This window comes from Acinetobacter sp. USHLN143, assembly GCF_037145695.1.
Lineage (GTDB): Bacteria > Pseudomonadota > Gammaproteobacteria > Pseudomonadales > Moraxellaceae > Acinetobacter > Acinetobacter fasciculus.
On record NZ_JBBCWZ010000039.1, the window covers coordinates 1 to 19926 of the forward strand.

General features: G+C 41.7%; 18 protein-coding genes and 1 rRNA gene. 17 read left to right on the forward strand and 2 right to left on the reverse strand.

What is annotated here, in order from left to right; genetic code table 11:
• The 8 genes from rrf to hisC form a co-directional block, all read left to right on the forward strand.
• Nucleotides 1-98 (forward strand): 5S ribosomal RNA (gene rrf, locus WFH18_RS10800); the annotation flags it as partial.
• Nucleotides 99-296: 198 nt separating this feature from the next.
• A complete protein-coding gene (locus tag WFH18_RS10805; protein ID WP_005262613.1) occupies nt 297-1748 on the forward strand; it encodes an RNA polymerase factor sigma-54 in 1452 nt (483 codons plus the stop codon).
• A gap of 184 nt (nt 1749-1932) precedes the next feature.
• Complete coding sequence (gene hpf / locus WFH18_RS10810) at nt 1933-2265, forward strand: ribosome hibernation-promoting factor, HPF/YfiA family (protein WP_004730744.1); 333 nt, start codon at nt 1933-1935, stop codon at nt 2263-2265.
• A 133-nt stretch (nt 2266-2398) separates the two neighbouring features.
• Nucleotides 2399-2650: a BolA family iron metabolism protein IbaG gene (gene ibaG, locus WFH18_RS10815; protein WP_004730742.1), complete on the forward strand. Its 252-nt coding sequence runs from the start codon at nt 2399-2401 to the stop codon at nt 2648-2650.
• Between the two features lie 7 nt (nt 2651-2657).
• Entirely contained in the window at nt 2658-3914 is a 1257-nt protein-coding gene (gene murA, locus WFH18_RS10820) for a UDP-N-acetylglucosamine 1-carboxyvinyltransferase (protein WP_005262612.1), read from the forward strand.
• Entirely contained in the window at nt 3914-4615 is a 702-nt protein-coding gene (hisG, locus tag WFH18_RS10825; RefSeq protein ID WP_004646025.1) for an ATP phosphoribosyltransferase, read from the forward strand. Before murA ends, hisG begins: the two co-directional genes overlap by 1 nt.
• Nucleotides 4616-4801: 186 nt before the next feature.
• Complete coding sequence (gene hisD, locus WFH18_RS10830; RefSeq protein ID WP_005104910.1) at nt 4802-6106, forward strand: histidinol dehydrogenase; 1305 nt, start codon at nt 4802-4804, stop codon at nt 6104-6106.
• Nucleotides 6107-6254: 148 nt separating this feature from the next.
• Complete coding sequence (gene hisC / locus WFH18_RS10835; protein ID WP_005104909.1) at nt 6255-7343, forward strand: histidinol-phosphate transaminase; 1089 nt, start codon at nt 6255-6257, stop codon at nt 7341-7343.
• Nucleotides 7344-7452: 109 nt separating this feature from the next.
• Here hisC and WFH18_RS10840 read toward each other — a convergent pair whose 3' ends face one another.
• A complete protein-coding gene (locus WFH18_RS10840; RefSeq protein WP_005104908.1) occupies nt 7453-8784 on the reverse strand; it encodes an anthranilate synthase component I family protein in 1332 nt (443 codons plus the stop codon).
• 258 nt (nt 8785-9042) lie between these two features.
• Between WFH18_RS10840 and filA the strand changes: the two genes are divergently transcribed.
• From filA to filF, 6 genes are all read left to right on the forward strand, one after another.
• Entirely contained in the window at nt 9043-10095 is a 1053-nt protein-coding gene (filA, locus tag WFH18_RS10845) for a putative pilus system protein FilA (RefSeq protein ID WP_005104907.1), read from the forward strand.
• A 190-nt stretch (nt 10096-10285) separates the two neighbouring features.
• Nucleotides 10286-11119: a putative pilus system C39 family peptidase FilB gene (gene filB / locus WFH18_RS10850; protein ID WP_004730731.1), complete on the forward strand. Its 834-nt coding sequence runs from the start codon at nt 10286-10288 to the stop codon at nt 11117-11119.
• Between the two features lie 34 nt (nt 11120-11153).
• The gene (gene filC, locus WFH18_RS10855; protein WP_005104906.1) at nt 11154-12359 is read left to right on the forward strand and encodes a putative pilus system protein FilC; all 1206 of its coding nucleotides are present in this window, start codon (nt 11154-11156) and stop codon (nt 12357-12359) included.
• A gap of 12 nt (nt 12360-12371) precedes the next feature.
• Nucleotides 12372-14036 carry a putative pilus system OmpP1/FadL family transporter FilD gene (gene filD, locus WFH18_RS10860; protein WP_005104905.1) on the forward strand — a complete coding sequence of 555 codons (1665 nt, stop codon included), beginning with the start codon at nt 12372-12374 and terminating at the stop codon, nt 14034-14036.
• 7 nt (nt 14037-14043) lie between these two features.
• Nucleotides 14044-15264: a putative pilus assembly protein FilE gene (gene filE, locus WFH18_RS10865; protein ID WP_336754856.1), complete on the forward strand. Its 1221-nt coding sequence runs from the start codon at nt 14044-14046 to the stop codon at nt 15262-15264.
• Between the two features lie 21 nt (nt 15265-15285).
• Nucleotides 15286-17217 (forward strand): putative pilus system protein FilF, encoded by a 1932-nt coding sequence (filF, locus tag WFH18_RS10870; RefSeq protein WP_121979677.1) that lies wholly within the window; start codon nt 15286-15288, stop codon nt 17215-17217.
• A 59-nt stretch (nt 17218-17276) separates the two neighbouring features.
• Here filF and WFH18_RS10875 read toward each other — a convergent pair whose 3' ends face one another.
• Nucleotides 17277-17825 (reverse strand): NUDIX hydrolase, encoded by a 549-nt coding sequence (locus WFH18_RS10875; protein ID WP_171260787.1) that lies wholly within the window; start codon nt 17823-17825, stop codon nt 17277-17279.
• A gap of 123 nt (nt 17826-17948) precedes the next feature.
• Here WFH18_RS10875 and WFH18_RS10880 point away from each other — a divergent pair, with 123 nt between their 5' ends.
• The 3 genes from WFH18_RS10880 to tsaB all read left to right on the forward strand — a co-directional run bounded on the left by WFH18_RS10880 (nt 17949) and on the right by tsaB (nt 19911).
• The gene (locus tag WFH18_RS10880) at nt 17949-18557 is read left to right on the forward strand and encodes an NUDIX hydrolase (RefSeq protein WP_004279164.1); all 609 of its coding nucleotides are present in this window, start codon (nt 17949-17951) and stop codon (nt 18555-18557) included.
• A gap of 24 nt (nt 18558-18581) precedes the next feature.
• The gene (locus tag WFH18_RS10885; protein WP_171476938.1) at nt 18582-19109 is read left to right on the forward strand and encodes a DapH/DapD/GlmU-related protein; all 528 of its coding nucleotides are present in this window, start codon (nt 18582-18584) and stop codon (nt 19107-19109) included.
• A 136-nt stretch (nt 19110-19245) separates the two neighbouring features.
• Nucleotides 19246-19911: a tRNA (adenosine(37)-N6)-threonylcarbamoyltransferase complex dimerization subunit type 1 TsaB gene (gene tsaB, locus WFH18_RS10890; RefSeq protein ID WP_138743197.1), complete on the forward strand. Its 666-nt coding sequence runs from the start codon at nt 19246-19248 to the stop codon at nt 19909-19911.
• Nucleotides 19912-19926: the final 15 nt, after the last annotated feature.

Consider the following 19926-nt stretch of genomic DNA (forward strand, 5'->3'; position numbering starts at 1 on the left):
GAGTGAACCACCTGATCCCTTCCCGAACTCAGAAGTGAAACCTCTTAGCGCTGATGGTAGTGTGGGGTTACCCATGTGAGAGTAAGTCATCGCCAGCTCATTATTCGAAAACACCCTCAAGCCAAGGCTTGGGGGTGTTTTTTTATGCGAAAAATTAAGTATTTAAACAATTATTAGTCGCGAAAGACTAGAAATTTAAAATCCAATTTGTATGTTTTTTGGTAAATCTATGTTATAAAAAATAAAACGGCATAAAAATTGCTTATAAAACGGGATTTTCTATTAAGGGGGTAACAATGAGATTATCAGTGGGCATAAAAATTGCGAACTCGCTGTCATTAACTCCACAATTACAGCAAGCAATTCGGCTATTACAACTTTCAAGTCTGGAATTGGAGCAAGAAGTTCAATTGCAACTTGATAGTAATCCTCTATTAGAAAAAGTTGAAGAGCAAATTACCCTGGAAAGCTTATCTACAATTGAATCAAATAATGAAAATCACGATCTAACCAATGAACTTAATGCCGATCATCTGCCTGATGACTTACCTGTAGATACCGATTGGGATGATGTCTATACCCATCAACCTACAAGTCTGGGGGCAGCCGAGTTCGAAGAGCGTGAAGATAATCGTCAAGGGCATCAGAGCCTGCAAGAATATATGCTAGAACAAATTAATCTGCTGAATTTTTCACAGGTTGATAAATTAATCGCTTATTGCATAGTCGATTCTTTGGACGACAAAGGTTTTTTAGATGCTGAGTTGAGTGAAATTACTGCATCAGTACAACATTTACTCTCTTCTATGGGGTCTGAAGAAGAAATTGAAGATGATGAGGTTGCCGTTGTATTAAAGCATATCCAGCGTTTGGATCCGGTAGGTGTAGGTTCTAGAAGCTTGGCAGAATGCCTATTGGTTCAACTTGATAATTTACCTGCGTCAACCCCTTGCCGAAATGATGCGATCAAACTTCTGCAACATTATGAATTGTTGATTACCAATGAGCTTCCTAAGCTGATCAAACAGACTGGCTTAAATCCAGAACAGTTGCGCTGTGCCGTAGATTTGCTAAAAACCTTAAAACCGCATCCAGGTCTGGAATTTGAAAACAAGGAATCGGATTATCAGGTGCCAGATGTTGTGGTGATGAAAAAGAATAACTGCTGGCAAGTCAATTTAAACTCGGATGTACTGCCAAAGTTACGCGTCAATTCTTTTTATGCCAAAATGATTCGTCGTGCAGATCAAAGCGATGATAATCAGTACCTGCGTAATCAGATGCTGGAAGCGAAGAACTTTATCAAAAGTATCGATGAACGGCATAAAACCTTATTGAAAGTCGCGACTTGTATTGTAGAACATCAAAAAATGTTCTTGGAAATTGGGGCGGAAGGCATGAAACCTCTGGTTTTAAGAGATATTGCCGAAGAAGTCGAATTGCATGAATCTACAGTTTCTCGTGTAACCACCAATAAATATATGCTGACCCCACGTGGATTGTTCGAGTTGAAATATTTCTTCTCGAGTCATGTCGGGACTACTTCAGGTGGTGAAGCATCTTCTACTGCTATTCGTGCCAAAATCAAAAAACTGATTTCCGAAGAAAATGCCCGTAAGCCTCTGTCTGATAATGCACTTGCCAATATGTTAAAAGATGAAGGCATTGATGTGGCACGACGTACGGTGGCGAAATATCGTGAATCGTTACATATTCCTTCATCTTCTGAACGAAAAGTCTTGATCTAAAATTTGAAATCTGGCTATTCTAGAGATTCATTATGACAGCATAATGAATCTTTTTTTCTTTTGAGGAGCAGTAAAATGATTTGATCCAGGACTTAAAATACGGATATTTTATTTATAAGTTGCTGTATTTAAATTATTTTATATTGTGACTCTTCTAATCCTAACGAAGGTGAGGGATAGAACTATGCAAATAACAATTCGTGGACATCATTTATCGATTACGCCAGCTATTGAAGAAAGTATAAAAACCAAGTTTTCACAGATGACGAAGCACCTAGATCAGGTGAATAGTATGCAAGTGAAACTCTCGAAAGATCATCAAATTGATAAACGCTCTAGAAAGGGCAGTAGTAATCATATCGCAGAGGCTATTATCCGATTACCGGGCATTGAATTTTTTGCTCACGCCACCGCAGATGATATGTATACCTCAATTAAAATATTGACCGAAAAATTGAAACGGCAGATTGATCGATACCGGGAAATGCATTTACAGCAGCATCCTTTAGCCCTATAAAGGACAAATGATGAAAAAGAGGTTTTAAAAGCCTCTTTTTTTTATATATATAATGTATGGATCCATGAATTATTTTTGCTATTTATAGTAAAATGGCTCGTTTTACACCCTTAGTCCTATAAGAGGTCTTGTGATGAATAATGAACAGCTCGCTGAAATTTTAGAAGCCGCTTTTCCAGAGGCGGATGTTGCTGTGAGTGGTCAGGGCGGAAAATTTGATCTCCGTATTGTGGATGATCAATTTGAAGGTAAGCGTCCAGTTGCACGCCAACAAGCTGTTTATGCTCCTCTCAATGCCCATATTGCCAGTGGTGCAGTTCACGCAGTAACGATTCGCGCGATGACAAAAGAAGAATGGCGCAAAGCAAGCTTATTTGGAGCTTAATCATTTAATGGATAAATTTTTAATTCAGGGCGGTATCAAGCTCGAAGGTGAAGTGCGCATTTCTGGTGCAAAGAACGCAGCACTTCCATTATTGGCAGCAATGATTCTTGCTGATACCCCGATTACGCTGAGAAATGTTCCTAATCTAAAAGATGTCAATACGTTGGTGAAGCTGATTGCTGGTCTTGGGATCACCATGACTTATGAAGGCGATACGGTTGTTGCTGATACGTCTACATTAGATAACCAGTTCGCACCGTATGAGCTCGTAAAAACTATGCGTGCTTCTATTTTGGTGCTTGGTCCATTATTGGCGCGTTATGGTAGTGCAAAAGTGTCTTTGCCAGGCGGTTGTGCGATTGGTTCCCGTCCTGTGGATCAGCACTTAAAAGCTTTAGAAGCTTTAGGCGCCGAGATTGAAGTGGAAGCCGGTTATGTACATGCCAAAGTCGATGGTCGCCTGAAAGGTGGCGAAGTCGTTTTTGATATGGTGACTGTAGGTGGAACAGAAAATATTCTGATGGCTGCCGTGTTGGCCGATGGTGTGACCACGATTCGCAATGCAGCACGTGAACCTGAGATCACTGATCTTGCGCAAATGCTGATCAAGATGGGTGCCAAGATTGAAGGTCTGGATACTGATACTTTAATCGTGACTGGTGTCGAAAGTCTGCATGGTTGTGAATATGCGGTTGTTGCTGACCGGATTGAAACCGGTTCATATCTGGCAGCGGCAGCGATCACTGGCGGTCGTATCAAAACCACGCATACCGATCCGTCCCTGATGGAAGCGGTGCTGGACAAGTTTGAAGAAATGGGCGCAGAAGTGACCCGTGGTGACGACTGGATTGAACTGGATATGCTGGGTAAACGTCCGAAAGCTGTCAGTTTCCAGACTCTACCGCATCCGGAATTTCCAACCGATATGCAAGCCCAGATTATGGCTGTGAATGCCATTGCTCAAGGCTTTGCAACAATTTCTGAAACGATTTTTGAAAACCGTTTCATGCATGTTCCTGAATTGGCACGTATGGGCGCCAATATTCAGGTTGAAGGTAATGATGCTGTGGTAACGGGTGTAGAAAAACTTTCAGCTGCACCCGTAATGGCAACAGATTTACGTGCTTCGTTCTCTTTGGTGTTGGCAGCACTTGCCGCTGAAGGTGAAACGCTGATTGACCGCATTTATCATATTGACCGCGGTTATGAAGATGTAGAAGCAAAGTTACAAAGTTTAGGTGCCCAAATTAAGCGAGTAAATTAATGAGCGATATGAGAAACGATGATCCAAACTTTGACGTAATGGGCAATTTTGATCATGGTTTAACTTTGGCATTAAGTAAGGGGCGTATCTTAAAAGAGACTTTACCTTTGCTAGAAACAGCAGGGATTAATCTTTTAGAAGATCCTGATAAGTCTCGTAAACTGATTTTCCCGACCACGCATAAACAGGTTCGTATCTTAATTTTACGTGCTTCAGATGTACCGACTTATGTTGAAAATGGTGCAGCCGATATTGGTGTGGCCGGTAAAGATGTATTGATGGAACATGGCGCGCAAAATGTCTATGAACCATTGGATCTGAAAATTGCGGTATGTAAATTGATGACCGCCGGTAAGGTGGGGATGCAACGTCCTAAAGGTCGCTTAAAAATTGCGACCAAGTACGTGAATTTGACCCGTCAATACTATGCCAGCTTGGGTGAGCAGGTTGATGTGATCAAGCTGTATGGCTCCATGGAACTTGCACCACTGGTTGGTCTGGGCGATTACATTGTTGACGTCGTAGATACAGGCAATACTTTGCGTGCCAATGGCTTAGAGCCACTTGAAGAAATCTGTAAAGTGTCTTCACGTTTAATCGTAAACAAAGCTAGCTTCAAGCGTAAGCAAGCGTTGTTAAATCCGATTCTGGCACAGCTTGAAAAAGCAGTAGAAGAACGTGAAAAGGCCAAACAGGCTTAAGCTTGCTATTTAAAAAAGCTGTCCTTTCAGGGCGGTTTTTTTATTCGATTGAACATAAATACGATGTAAATTCTTTCATCAATTTTACCAAAAGTTATTTCCAATAAAACTCATAGGGCTAGAGCACTATAGCTGCCGACAAAAGTCTGGAAAACAGGTAAACTAAAGCCTTCGAATTCAAACCTGATGGGTAAATTGATGCGACGTTTATCGACCCAAGATCAAAACTTCAAGCAAGCATTTGCTGACTTGTTGGCTTTTGAAACTGTTAATGATCCTGAACTTTTAAAAACTGTAGATCAAATTATTGCTGATGTTCGTCAGTATGGTGATGCTCAAGTTCTTAAACTCACTCAACAGTTCGATCGACATCCGGCGCATCAATTTTCAGATCTAGAGTTAAGCCAAGAACAACTACAAGCTGCCTTTGAGGGGCTAACGACTGAGGTACGCGAAGCTTTAGAGCTTGCTGCAGCACGCGTGCGTGAGTTTCACCAGGTACAAAAACAGGATGGTTGGACCTATGTGGATGCCTTGGGCAATACGCTAGGTCAAAAAGTGACCCCACTGGATCGTGTGGGAATCTATGTACCCGGTGGTTTGGCGTCTTATCCATCTTCTGTGTTGATGAATGCGGTGCCTGCACATGTGGCGGGTGTGCCGGAAATTATTATGGTAGTGCCTGCGCCGAATGGTGATTTAAATCCATTGGTATTGGCGGCTGCATATCTGGCAGGTGTAACGCGTGTCTTTACGATTGGTGGCGCGCAAGCAGTTGCGGCATTGGCTTATGGTACCGAAACTGTCCCACCGGTTGATAAAATCACAGGTCCGGGGAACCGTTTTGTGGCGGCTGCGAAGCGAGCAGTATTTGGTCAAGTCGGGATTGATATGATTGCAGGGCCTTCTGAAATTCTGGTATATGCCGAAGGCCAAAATAATGCTGAATGGCTGGCGATGGATTTACTTTCGCAAGCTGAGCATGACACTGTGGCACAAGCCATTTTCATCACACCAGATGAACAGTTGCTAAATGCCGTTGAACAGGCGATTGAAATGCACTTGGCAACATTACCGAAGGCGGAAATTGCCCGTACTTCGATTGCCAATCGTGGTGCTTTAGTCTTGGTAAAAGACCGTCAAGAAGCGTCAGATTTGATTAATCAGGTAGCGCCTGAGCATTTGATGTTATGTTTAGATGATGCAGAAGCAATGTCTGATAGCATTCGTCATGCAGGTGCAATCTTTATGGGTCGTTATACGCCTGAAGCCATTGGTGATTACTGTGCCGGGCCAAACCATGTCTTGCCAACTTCAGGTACTGCGCGTTTTTCATCGCCACTTGGTGTCTATGATTTCCAGAAGCGTTCAAGTTTGATCATGTGCTCACAAGAAGGTGTAAAAACTTTAGCAAAAACTGCGGATATCTTGGCGCAACAAGAGAACTTGGATGCACATGCACAGTCAGCACGTTATCGTTATCAATCATAAATAGCATTACAACCTCTCCCTGACCCTCTCCTAAAAGGAGAGGAGAATTTAAACCACAAAAATCTTGTGTCTTTATTAATGAAAATTCCTCTCTTGCGCCATATATGGCTCAGGGAGAGGTTAGGAGAGGGTTTAAAGAGAATATAAAATGAATATCACAACAGAACAAATGCGTTTTTGGAGTCCTGAAGTACGTGAATTAGAACCGTATACCCCAGGCGAACAACCAAAAATCCAGAATATTTTAAAACTTAATACCAATGAAAATCCGTATCCACCATCACCCAAAGTGGTAGAAGCAGTTCAAAAGGTACTTGCGAATTCGGCGGATGTTTTGCGTCTGTATCCTGACCCGGATGCATCAGAGCTAAAACAGGCAATCGCTAAACAGCAACATGTACCTGTTGAAACCGTCTTTGTCGGCAATGGCTCAGATGAAGTTTTGGCACATATCTTTAAAGCATTTTTTGTTCAAGAACAGCCTGTCCTTTATCCAGACATTACTTATAGTTTCTATCCGGTTTATAGTCAGTTTTTTGGCGTCAAAACCAAAATCTTGCCACTCAATGATGACTTTGAAATTGTGGTAGATGACTATAAACAAGCTAATGGTGGCATTATTATCACTAACCCTAATGCACCGACCAGTATTGATCTGGGCTTAGCGGCGATTGAGGAAATTCTGCAAGCCAATCCGGATTCAGTGGTGGTGATTGATGAAGCCTATGTCGACTTCGGTGCCGAATCAGCAGTCAAGCTGGTTGAGAAATATGAAAATTTAGTCGTGTGTCAAACCACATCGAAGTCACGTTCTCTTGCAGGTCTGCGAGTAGGTTTCGCGATTGCCCAGCCACATTTGATTGTAGCACTTGAAGCAGTCAAAAACAGCTTTAACTCTTATCCGATGGACCGTTTTGCGATTGCTGCAGCGGTCGCTTCATTTGAAGATCAGGCCTACTTTGAAGCACAGAATCAGAAAGTTATCGTCAGTCGTGAAAAGTTGGTGTCTCAATTAAATGAGCTTGGTTTTAAAGTTTTACCATCGAGTGCCAACTTTATTTTTGCCTCATTGCCATCTACGGATGCAGGCGAGCTTGCAAGGGAGTTGCGTGAACGTGGCATTATCGTGCGTTATTTTAACAAGCCACGTATTAACCAGTTCTTAAGAATTACCATTGGTACAGATGAGCAAAATCAGCGTTTAGTCGATACGCTAAAAAATGAGATTTTGGTGTGATTAAAATCCCTCCTAGCTTCTCTTTGAAAAGGGAGGAGTTCCCTCTTTGAGTAAAGGAGGGTTAGGGTGGATTTGTAGAAAAAAGCGAATCAAATGATTCGCTTTTTATTTATTTAGGCTGATACCACGTATTTAACAGATCCAGCATCGCTGAAACTTTATCAAAACATTCTTGATATTCTGCATCACAATCCGAAGAAATGGTAATACCACCACCCGCCCATAAAGAAACATCTTCTTGATATTTTTGGATGGAACGAATCAGAATGTTCCAGGAACCGGTACCATCAAAATTAAAATAACCCATTGATCCACAATAAGCCCCACGTGCTGCACCTTCCAGTTCAGCAATAATCTGCATGGCACGAATTTTAGGTGCACCCGTAATTGAGCCACCTGGTAGGGCTGACATTAACACCTCGAAAGGATTGATATCTGCTTTTAAGGTCGCTTCAACTTCGCTCACCATATGGTGTACTTGATTAAAACTTTCGATATTAAATAATTTGGGTGTTTTAACCGAACCTGTTTCCGCATACACACTTAAATCATTACGTAATAAATCCACAATCATGACATTTTCTGCCTGATCTTTTTCCGATGCTTTTAATGTTTGTTTAGATTGTTCATCCAGCACTGGATCTGTATAGCGTGGCATGGTGCCTTTAATTGGTTTGGTGATAATTTTCCGATTTTTTTCGAAGTCAATAAATAACTCGGGTGAGCAGCTGAGTAATTCAAAATCACCAATACGTAAATAACCCGCATAGGGCGCTTCGGTTAATGTCCAGAATGCTTGGGCAGTGGCTAAGAGGGAGCCTTGGGCACGACCTTTAAATTCTTGGGTTAGATTAATCTGATAGCAGTCACCTGCAACAATATAGTCCTGAATTTTCTGAAAAGCCTGAGTATAGACAGATTTGGTCCAGCGTGAGGTACAAGGATTTTTTAAATGAAATGTCGGGTGAATTTTATCTTGATTAAGTAGGTTTTGAATATGATTGAAAATCTGTTCTGCCTGTGGATCATCACTATAGAACATCCAGCCATCAGGGGTTGGTCTAATGTAGGAAGAAAATTGACCAATAAATAAACCAGGTTGAGGACGATCTGGATACTGAATATATTGTTGAGCCGCATAATCGTAGCCGATAAAGCCAACATAGCCTCCATGAAAGCCATTCTCTTGAGGAGTTTTTAATGCATTAATCACTAAATTAAATTCAGATGGGCTGGGTTGATACTGTTCAATCCCTATTCTTTTAAAAGACTGAATTTGTGATGTCTGCGCAACAAAATATTCTTGAGCGCAGCAGGCAATAAAAGGCTGACCATTATTATTTAAATACACCAGATGATCTAATGTCTTCAATGCGGATAATAGATCTGCAACTAGATGTGATTCAAACTTTAAGGGACGATGATAGAGAGCTTCGGTCATTCAGTTATAGAGAGTTCAATATGACTCACTATTTTATATCAAGAAGTCAGGAAAATATTTTTAAATCATGAAATACCGTTTATCGGTAAGCGACAGATTGCGACCAACAACAGTTGATCAAAAACTGACTCGACGCTAATTTAAGTGGGCTAGCAAATTACTCAAGGAAAGATGCTTAAGCTGTCAGAAAATAAAAAATACAGCCTAAACACTGAGTAATTCACAACCAAAAAAATAGTACTCTTGGGAGAGTAAACAATGAAAAAATTTACAAAATTAGTTTTAGCGACTTCAGTTGCATTTAGTGCCAATGCGATGGCGATGCAAGCAATGGATGATGCATCTCTAAGCGAAACAACGGGTCAAGACGGTTTGACAATTGGTATCGGCATCTCGAAAATTGCTATTGAAAAATTATTTATCCATGATAACGATGGTTTAGCGCCAAAAGGTGTTGCAGATGAGGCGGGTTTCGGAGGTACTTCTACAGCAGGTGCGATCGTAATTCGTGGTACCAGTGATACTGCTATTACAGATGCTGATCGTGTAAATCCTACAACTACAGAACATTATGGTGTAGTAATCGGTGCCAATTATGACAATAATGGTGCCTATTTACTTGCATCCCGTAACCTTGCTGACTTGGTGATTGATTCAGATGCTGGTGCTGGTAATCCTTTCATTAATGTTGCTGCACAAGTATCTGGTCTGGATATCAAAGTTGGCCGAATTGGTGTAACTGCATCTGGTGCAGATGATCCAGATTCAATTCGTCGAGGTGGTGCCGGTGTTGTAAACGACATCATTAGTGGTTTTGACGTTAAAACTGGTGTGATAAATGCCAATATTCAACTGGGTGCTGCTCCACAAGGTGCAATGATCAAGATGAATACTAAAATGGTTGGTGGTCTAGAAATTAAAAACCTAGGTATTTTAGATAACTCGTCTAAAAATAAAGCAGTGGGGCTTGCAGGCACAACGCCAGTGACTACACGTGAAGCTGGTGAGATTTTTGTTGAAAGTATCAAAATCGCAGATGCAACTAAAAACGATTTAACTATTAGCCAGGATATTTCTGTATATAACGATGCTTATGTAGGTACTACAGCTCAGTTAGGTAAGGCAGCGCATGTTCGTATTGTAAGTAATGATACTGGGGCGAAAGACCAATACATTAAAGGTATTCATTTAGGTAACCGTGAAGCAAGATCATCAATTGGTGATATGGAAGTCCAAGGTTTACAAACTTTCTACTCTCAAGCTCAGGGTAGTTATACTAAAGGCGCAATTATTACTATTTCGGGCCACTAATCTTTATTTTTAAAAAAAAGCGCGTGTTTACACGCGCTTTTTTATGACTATCTCACTTATCTAAAAAATAAAAAAAATACTGTATTTTTTTGAAAAAGCAGGTATCTTTCTAGTTACAGGGAAGTAGAGTGAATGCTCTATAAAAAGAAAAATAGGCACATCATGCCCATTATAAGAAAAGTTAATAATTATGTTAGAGATCGCGTTGGGCTCGGCATTGATGTATTACGCTGCCAAAGAAGCTCTGGATATCAAAAAACAGCCGAATGGGGCTGTTCACTATACTGAAGTTCTTGATTCAAGAAATGACTCTTTTGTGCGTATGCACCGTGAAGCTGTAGAAGTAAAACCGGCACTTCTAGATCAGTTTCAGGGCATTGTACGTCAAGCTTATGATTATAGTTGTGGTTCGGCAGCACTGACGACCCTCCTCAATGGTTATGTCGGTACGCAGCTGGATGAGCAGCAAGTCATGAGTGGGCTAATGAAATTCGGTGAAACGGATAAAATTGTTGAACGCCGTAGTTTTTCTCTGCTTGATATGAAGCGCTTTGTTTCAGCCTTAGGGTTGGAAAGTGGAGGCTATCGAGGAGAGTTCAAAGATTTAGTCAATCAAGATCAGCCTGCCATTGTTCCGATTTCTTATGCGGGATTTAAGCATTTTGTAGTTTATAAAGGTTATAAAAATGGCCGGGTTTATGTTGCAGATCCGGCACTTGGTAATATCAGTTTTGAGGAACGGCGTTTTCAGGATATTTGGGAAAATAACACTTTGTTCCTGATTAATGTACCTGAACAATATCGCAAAAATTTTCTAGCATTAAAAGAATCAGATATGCGTCATGTAGAAGATGCTACGATCAATCGCTATGCCTTGGTTGACATGCAGTATCCACAATTTTATATGGACAAAATTGCTGATAAAGCTTCTACGATCCGTATGGACCGTAATCGTAATACAGAGTCAGAACAATTTGGGGAATATCAACATAACTTCCTGAGACTGTATTACAAGAATAAATAAAACGAAAAACAGTAATAAAAATTAAAATGGTGAAATGGATATGAACAGTAAATGGATGAACAAGACGTTCTTGGCACTGAGCATTCAAATGGTAATGGGCGTTGCATTTGCTGCAGAAGAACCAGCACTAGGTGAATACGAAACAGTTGATGAAGAAGTTGTCGTTGAAACTGCTGCATCTGTACCCGATCAAACTAGGCAAGTCGAAACGCAGGCTGCAGAAGAGTCAGAACTAGGTGAATATGAAGCGGTTGAAGAGGCTGTCGTGGAAACAGCAGCACCTGTAGAGACTCAGGCTAACCAAGTAGTAGATGCATCTCAAGCTTTACAGCAACAAGAAGGAGATGCTACTCAAGCAGCTAACCTGGAAGAAGTGTTTACGTCAAATGAACGCCAATACTCTCTGATAAAACAAGGCGAAATTTCATCATATTACGATATTGATTATACCTATTATCGAGACACCCAACTTGATATAGAAATGGCACAGGGCCAATTGTATCAACTACGTGTTCAAGAAAATGCAACACATAGTATGACTAATACTTTCACTTTCCAATATGGCGTGAAAGATAACCTGACCTTGACTGCATCCCTACCTTTAGTGGCTAAAACTGACTTGTTAAAAGATACGTCTACGGCAGGCTTGGGTGATATTAGTCTGGGTGCTCGCTGGGAGCCCTTCCCACTAAAAGCAGGTCGTCTGCCTCTGATTTTATTTGGTAATTTATCAACTAAAACCGGTGATAGCCCTTATGAAATTAATGCCGCGACAGATCTGGCAGCAGGAAAGGGCTATTACTCTGCTGGAGTGGGTGCTAGTACACGTAAATACATTGACCCAGTTGTATTGTTTGCATCGGTTTCTGCGAACTATGGTTTTAAAGAATCGGGCCTGAATCAGCGTCGAGGTAGCCGGATTATTGAGGAGTTTGAACCTGGTGTTAGTGGAGGCTTTGCCTTTGGTTTCGCATATTCATTTAACTATGATGTTTCGATGACCATGTCCTATCAGCAAAGCTTTAATACTGGTGCGGAATTTAACTATAACACTGGTGAAAGTTATTCTGCTGCAGATCAGACCAGTTCTACCTTTGCAATTTCCTTAGGGGTGCGAGTTTCTCCAGAAACAATTGTTAATGGTACCGTTGGCCTAGGGCTGACCGAAGATGCACCGGATGTTTCGTTGGGACTGTCATTCCCACTTGATATTTTAGGTTTTGGTAAAAAAATTAGTTAATAGGGGTGTCGTATGAAAAACATTCGACTTAGCCCGTTATTAACAGGAATTATTCTTGCGGGCTGTTCAAGTTATACCTTTGCACAATTGGGAACCAACCTTTCAGTTGATTTACGTGCACTATCCATGGGGAATGCCGTCACCGCAGATCCTCCAGGGGTCAATGCCATCCACTTTAACCCGGCTGCACTGACTAAAATTGATGGTCTGCAAACCGAACAGCAAATCATTGTGGCTAATTTTGATATCCAGCGTGAGTTTTCAGTACCGGCCGGATATAACGTATTTGGCTATTCTGATGATCCTATTGTCTGTAATGACGGTCCTGAAGTTTCATCTGATTTGTGTACCGATTTTAAAGGCCCAGTCAAAGGCGATGTGGAATATGTCAGCCTGTATGTTCCTTTTCTGAAAAAAATAGTGGATTTAGGCGAAGGTCTTCCTTTGACTGCACCCACGATGGGGATCGCATACAATCCCCCTGGATCGAAAGCCACTTATGCGACTGCTGTTTATGCTCCTCTCATGGCAGGTTTTGGTCATGAAGATGGGAACCCGGCAAACTTTATGGGACAGCAGGTTGCTTTAGAGCGGATTACCTATCTGTCACCATCCATCGGTTATGAGGTCAATGACCAACTGTCGATTGGTGCTTCTATCGGGATGTCTTATCAAGCCATCGGGATGAAAACGGACTTGCGTTTCCCGAATGAGTTGATTGGGATGTTGCGTATGATCGACGAAGTCGTGTGTACGCCGTTTAAAGAAAATTCCGACATTATTACAGATATTCTTTTGCTCGGGATCTGTAATGCGGATGAGGGGATGAACCCATTTGGCAAGTTTGGTCAAATGCAACTGGAGCTTGAGCAGAACTTAAGCCCAAGTTATAACCTGGGAATATTGTGGGAACCGCGCGAAGACTTTAGTTTTGGTATGGTGTACCAAAGTGCTGCAAAAATGCGCTTAAAAGGTAAATATCATATTGATAATGCCAAAGCTCCTCAGGAAATGATTAAAGGTTTAATGACCTCACCGACCGGCCAGATTCTGGCTGCAATTCTTGGATTTCCTAATTACATACCATCGAGTGAATCTGGTCTGGTGTCGCAGGATTTTGAATATCCGGCGCATTTTCAGGCAGGTATCAAATATAAAGTGATGCCAGATTTGCAAGTGAATTTTGATATTGGCTGGACAGATTACAAGGTCTGGGACGAATTTAAATTCGAATTTGATCGTACCATTTCAGCCCTAAAAATTGCCAAAATTTTGTCTGCCAATGTTACTGACTCAACCTTGGCTTTACCGATGGGATTTGAATCGCCGTGGAACTTTGGTATCGGGATGGAGTATTCCGCTACAGACCGTTTGAAGCTTCGGGCAGGTTATGAACCACGGACCAGTGCTATTCCAAAAAATAAGCGTAATACCATGGTACCGATCAATGGTGCACAGTTATTTGGTTTAGGTGTGGGTTACCGTTTTGATGCAGACACTGATCTGGATCTATCAATTGGTTTCTTGCGTAGCAAAGATCAGATTCCAGCAAATACCAGTAGCTTAGCCAACCAGACAGGGGTAAATAACCTGTTATTAAACCCATATGCAGGTTTAAACGTAAAAACAGATACCAAAATTACAATTTTAGGTTTGAACTATCGCACGCGTTGGTAAGGGAAAAATGATCAAGACAAGGAACGTTGGATTGACAGCGGTACTGGCATTAAATCTGGTATCCGTGTCTTTTTATACAAGCGCTAAAGAATTTATTACGATTATTGGTCCAGATGGCCGACCATTAGTCGTACCCCGTAATAATGCAGAGAAAAAAACTGAAGACAAATCTCGATTGTTGAAAAAAGTAGAAGCTGCAATAGTTCAGCCTGTAACTGTAAGACAAAACATAGAAAAATTGCCCGTCGTAGAAAATAGGCAAGTTAAACTTAAGCATGACCATAATATGGTTGTACAACCAGTACAACCAGTACAACCAGTACAACCAGTACAACCAGTACAACCAGTACAACCAGTACAACCAGTACAACCAGTACAACCAGTACAACCAATACAACCAGTACAACCAGTACAATTACATACCGCGCAAGAAAAGATTCAGTCTAAACCACAATTAAAACCGGAATCTCAAGCTATTCAAAATCCTGATGCTGGAACTGAATCTTCTGTTGCTAACATACACAAACTGGGATTTAGCCGGGTTGAAGGTATTGAATATGTGGATAGTGAGTATCTGGAAAATAAAGAATTTAATTTGGAAGGTAAAAAACGTTTCTATAGCATGCCCGAAGGAGTAGTAGATAAAAATATCGGAACTACTCGGATCCAGACAATTGAACGTGAAAAAGGGGTGGGACAATCTGTATTAAAATCCTTGTTTCAAACGCCAGAAGTAGATTCCGGTCCTGTAGTACTGGCTCAAAGTTATTATCGTATTTCACAGCCGGAGACCATCGAGAGCTTGGGCAAGCAGTGTTTTAATGATAAGAAAATTAAAAAAGCGAAAGAAATCAGCCTTAAAAAAGCAGTTAACCTCTGGCCACGTGCACCTCTTAAAGCAGATGAATTTGATTTTGAAGTGGTAAAGCTTCAATCCGATATCCAGAATATTCAGATCAACTCTTATGCCTCTAGCCAGAAAAATCCAACGTATTATTGGCCTTTTGTTGTGTTTTTAGACAGTCGTGGCTGTGTGCTTGAAGGAGCGGGCGGTTTTAAAAATCAGGAAGGTCAGGCGAATATTATTCAACATGAGCGTATCGAAGGGGTTCTTCAGATTCCGGCACAAACTGAATATGTATTATTGACGCCTTTGGCCTCCGCGATAGATGTTGAAGACAAGATGCTGACAAATCATGGACAACTAAAATTAGTCGCCATTCGATAAGGACTATTCGAGTACAAAAAGATGAAAAATAAAATATTATTTCCATTTGCTTTAACCACACTTTTAACGGCACTGAGTGGGTGTGGTGGGGAAAGTGCCAATGTCATTCCAGAAAAAAATGATGAAGCCACGACCAATGGTACTTGTACCCCAGGTACAACTAACTGTGTGGAATGGGGGCTGGAATATCCGCTTGATGGTTTGAACTTTAACTGTAGTAGCGATACAGAAAATACCTTTATTACGTTATTTGATAGTAAAAACGGGGTTGCTTCTGGAACCTGTCAAAAGACGGATAATATTGAGTTTTATATTCAAAGTTTTGCTTCGCGCAAGATTAATTTAGGTCAAATTAAACTCAGCGATTATGCTAGTTTTAGTGCCCAGACCCAGCTGCCGCGTTTAAGTGTCATCGATATTGCAACTGGGATTGCTCGACGTCCGGTAGGGGATTTGGTGCCTAATGATCCTACCGTTCAGGTGGCCATGCGTCTGGTTAAAATTCTGCAAGCTTTGGCGCTAGAAGAAGGGCGTATTATTAATCCATCTGATGTACAACCTTTGTATATTACTGAAGAGATGCGTAAAGACCTGGCGAAAACCAGTGAGAATATCAATTTGATGGATGCCGATTTGGCGACCAAAATTAAAGATTTTGTTGATATCAGCACAATTTCGGATGAGGTGGCTTTTGCCACAGTTAAAAAGCTGGTGATGATTGCCAACGCAGCCGTGTATCAGCCAGAATTTTCATTATTCTCAACTTCAGGCGTGATTGGAAGTAACCTGACCGGTTCAGATGGACTGGTGGGCTGTAATCAAAACCCTTGTGATATTAAGAATAAGAATACTAAATATTTATTTGGCCATTTTATGCTGATTACCGATCGCCAGGGCTATACCTTTGGCAGCGGCCTGCAATGGCGTGATACCCAGTTAACATTGGCTAAAGAAAATTTATCTTCCTTAGGGGGGATTAATGCTCAACTCATCCGTAAGGTGAAACCGGTACAAATGACCGCTGATCCGCAAAGTTCATGGATTCATCCAACCAGTAAAATCATTAACACGCCTTACCGCTTGAATGTTGCAAATAATGCGACTCCGCTTGAGTTGTATCAAGGCAGATTATTGAATGATTATGTGATCGCAGGTAAAGAAGCTTTCTATAAGATGGTGACTGACAAAAAAACGCTGGATACTTCCGATCAAGCCAATTTGGGGTTGTGGCGTTTGCAGGCCGATGGTGAAAACTATATGGGAAGCATTGATCTCTATAAGATTTTCCCAATTAGTTATCTGGATCGTCAGGTCTTTAAAACAGCACAGAACGTGGCAGATAAGGAGAAATATATCTTCCCAATGTATGCCAATCTGGAATTTAAATTTACAGATACCACTGTCAGCCCAATTACTTTAGGAATCGTAATTGACAGTAATGGTGATGTACGCACCAATATGCAATCTTCCAGCAATTTCGCGACTGATCCGGTGAATGGCTGTCAGGGTGATGTGTTGGCAGATATACTCTTAGATCATCAAGGCATACCACAATACCGCCTTGGAACTTTGGGACGTGCATTTGTGGCTGATAAAGCGGTTTCCATGCGCCTGATTTTGGCCAATGAAAAGTTTGGTAATATCAATGGCGCATTGGTAGGGGTAGACTCACGTATCCAGTCTTCACCGGATTCTAGGGATTCGATTGTGGTCGGTGGTGCACTGCTCAATTTGTCTAATGTGTTAGATACTAATGTCGGCCAGAATGGGCGTGTAACTTTCCTGAATTCGGCAGGTGATGGGGTACAATGGGCCAATACCTATGCCAGTTTTCAAAAAGTTTATAATAATAACAATGAGGGTGAAACACCGGCAGATATTAGCCTGGCAAAATTAAACGGTGGTTCGGTTGAGTTTAAGCTCGCGGATTGCTATCAAGTCAAAGCCAAATAATATTCCTTAGAAATAAAAAAAATCCCATCTTAGTATGGGATTTTTTATACAGATTAGATTTAACCCGTGTGGTCTAGACGTGTGCCTAAGGTTTCCAGATGCATTGGGAAAGTGTTGCTTTTACGATCTTCAAAATAATGTCTGAGGGTGTGTTCTACACTCGGGAAGGCTAGTTCGGTCCAGGGAATATCTGCTTCATCAAATAAACGTGTTTCGATGGTCTCTTCACCCGCACCAAATTTTCCATCAATCAGATTGGCTTTAAATAGCACATAAATCTGACCAATACGTGGAATGTTATACATACAGTACAACTGTTCAATATCTACTTCAGCTTCGGCTTCTTCGCGGGTTTCCCGGGCAGCCCCTTGCTCCATGGTTTCAAACAGTTCCATATAGCCGGCAGGTAAAGTCCATAAGCCATAGCGTGGTTCAATGGCACGACGGCACAACAGTACTTTGTTTTCGAACAGGACTAAAGTGCCACAAATCACTTTCGGATTAATGTAATGAATAGAGCCGCATGAATCACATACGCTGCGAATTTGCTGATCGCCCAAAGGAATTTTAGCAGTGGTTTTATGTCCACAATTCACACAGAAGTTCATATTCATCATCAATGATAAAAGTATGCTCAGGATAACTGAAAAAGCAAAATTTGGCATCATTTCTCTCCCGCCCCGACTAAAATCAGCTATGATGAAATTATGATCATCGTCAGAGTTGAAAGAATGGATGCATGTGAATTGACACAAAGGTTGCAGCAACGCTTACGTTTTTCCAAGCGTATTCGATCTGCGCATGCTGCCGTGTTAATTGCAATTACAGATGAAGCTGACCCGAAAGTATTGCTGACGCGCCGTTCAGCTTATTTGAATAATCATGCCGGAGAAGTCTCATTTCCAGGTGGCAAGCGCGATCCACAAGATACCAGTAATATTGTGGTGGCTTTAAGGGAAGCCTATGAGGAAACGGCACTCAATCCTTTTGATGTGCATTTAATGGGTGATTTACCCATGCAAAAAGCCCGCAATGGCATGCTGGTCAAACCGATTGTGGGACTGATTCCTCCGCAAGTGAAGCTGATTCCACAACCGACGGAAATTGACCGGATTTTCTTTGCTTCATTGCAGCATTTGCTTGAAGTGACGCCCACGCCTTATGAAGTTCGTTTTGCCCAGCAATCTTTATATTTTCCGAGTATGCGGGTAGAAAATGAAGTGGTCTGGGGATTGACCGCACGTATGCTGATTTCTTTATTTCAATATGGGCTGGATTATAAAAAAGACTGGCCATTCTTGCTTAATTCTCCAACGTTTAAACGCTCCAAATTTTTTTAACCATTGAATAGGATTTTATCAATGTTGTACAAATTTCAAGGACATATGCCCACCGCTATACATCAGCCCTGGGATGGCTGGGTGGCACCAACGGCAACAGTGATTGGGAAAGTTGAACTTGGGCGGCAGGTCAGTATCTGGTTCGGTGCCGTAGTACGTGCAGATAACAGTAAAATTAAATTGGGTGACTTTAGCAATGTGCAGGAAAATACAGTACTGCATACGGATGCCGGTATCGAGATGAATATTGGCAATTATGTGACAATTGGGCATCAGGCTATGCTGCATGGCTGTACCATTGGAGATAACAGCCTGATCGGGATTCAGGCTGTCATTTTGAACCATGCCGTGATTGGCAAGAATTGTATTATTGGTGCTAATGCCTTGATTCCAGAAGGCAAGGTCATTCCAGACAATTCTGTGGTGATGGGCTCACCCGGTAAAGTGGTGAAAACGCTAGATGATGACAGTATTCAAAAATTAACAATGAGCGCCATGCATTATGCCGAGCATTTTCAGAAATTTCAGGACTTGGAAGAAGTGCAACTCTAAGGCACTCTTTTATTGATTGAATCATAAGCCTAGATTTTCTAGGCATTTTTGTATCTGTTTCGGGAAAATCTCGCGTAGCGGATATGAGTGGAGTATCATATCCGCGTTTTTTATATTCTCTGAATTAAGGTTGTGCATGAAAGTGCTGGCATTGGAGACTGCCAATGAGCAGTGTTCCGTCTCTGTAATCGATGATACTCAAGAACTATTTTTTCAGCTTGATGCGCGCGCCAAGGCACAAACGCAAACGATTCTCCCGATGATTGAACAAGGTCTGCAAGCTCTTGGACTGGCCATTGCTGATTTGACCGCGATTGCCTTTAGTCGTGGTCCGGGTTCTTTTAGCGGTGTGCGTATTAATGCTGCCGTGACTCAGGCCTTGGCTTGGTCAAATGATGTGCCGGTAATTCCGGTGTCGACTTTGCAGGCTTTGGCACAAGCAGCCTACCGCTTGCACGGTCTGACTGAAGTGTCTGCGGTATTGGATGCGCGCATGAGCGAAGTCTATATCGCGAGCTATCAAGTGGATGCACAAGGAATTATGCAACCGGTTGATGATGAGCAACTGTTAAGTTATGCAGAAGGCAGCCAAGCTGTACGCTTTACCCCGGTCGGCTCAGGCGCTGAACTGGTACAAAGCGAAACTTCAATTTATAAAGATGTGCATGCGACCGCACAGGATATCGCCAGCATTGCACGTGCAGCGGCACAAGTAGAAAACTGGGTGAGTGCAGAATTGGCATTACCCGTATATTTACGCGATAACGCGTGGAAAAAAATTCCAGAACAAGGCAAAGCATAATTAATTAGGATAAAG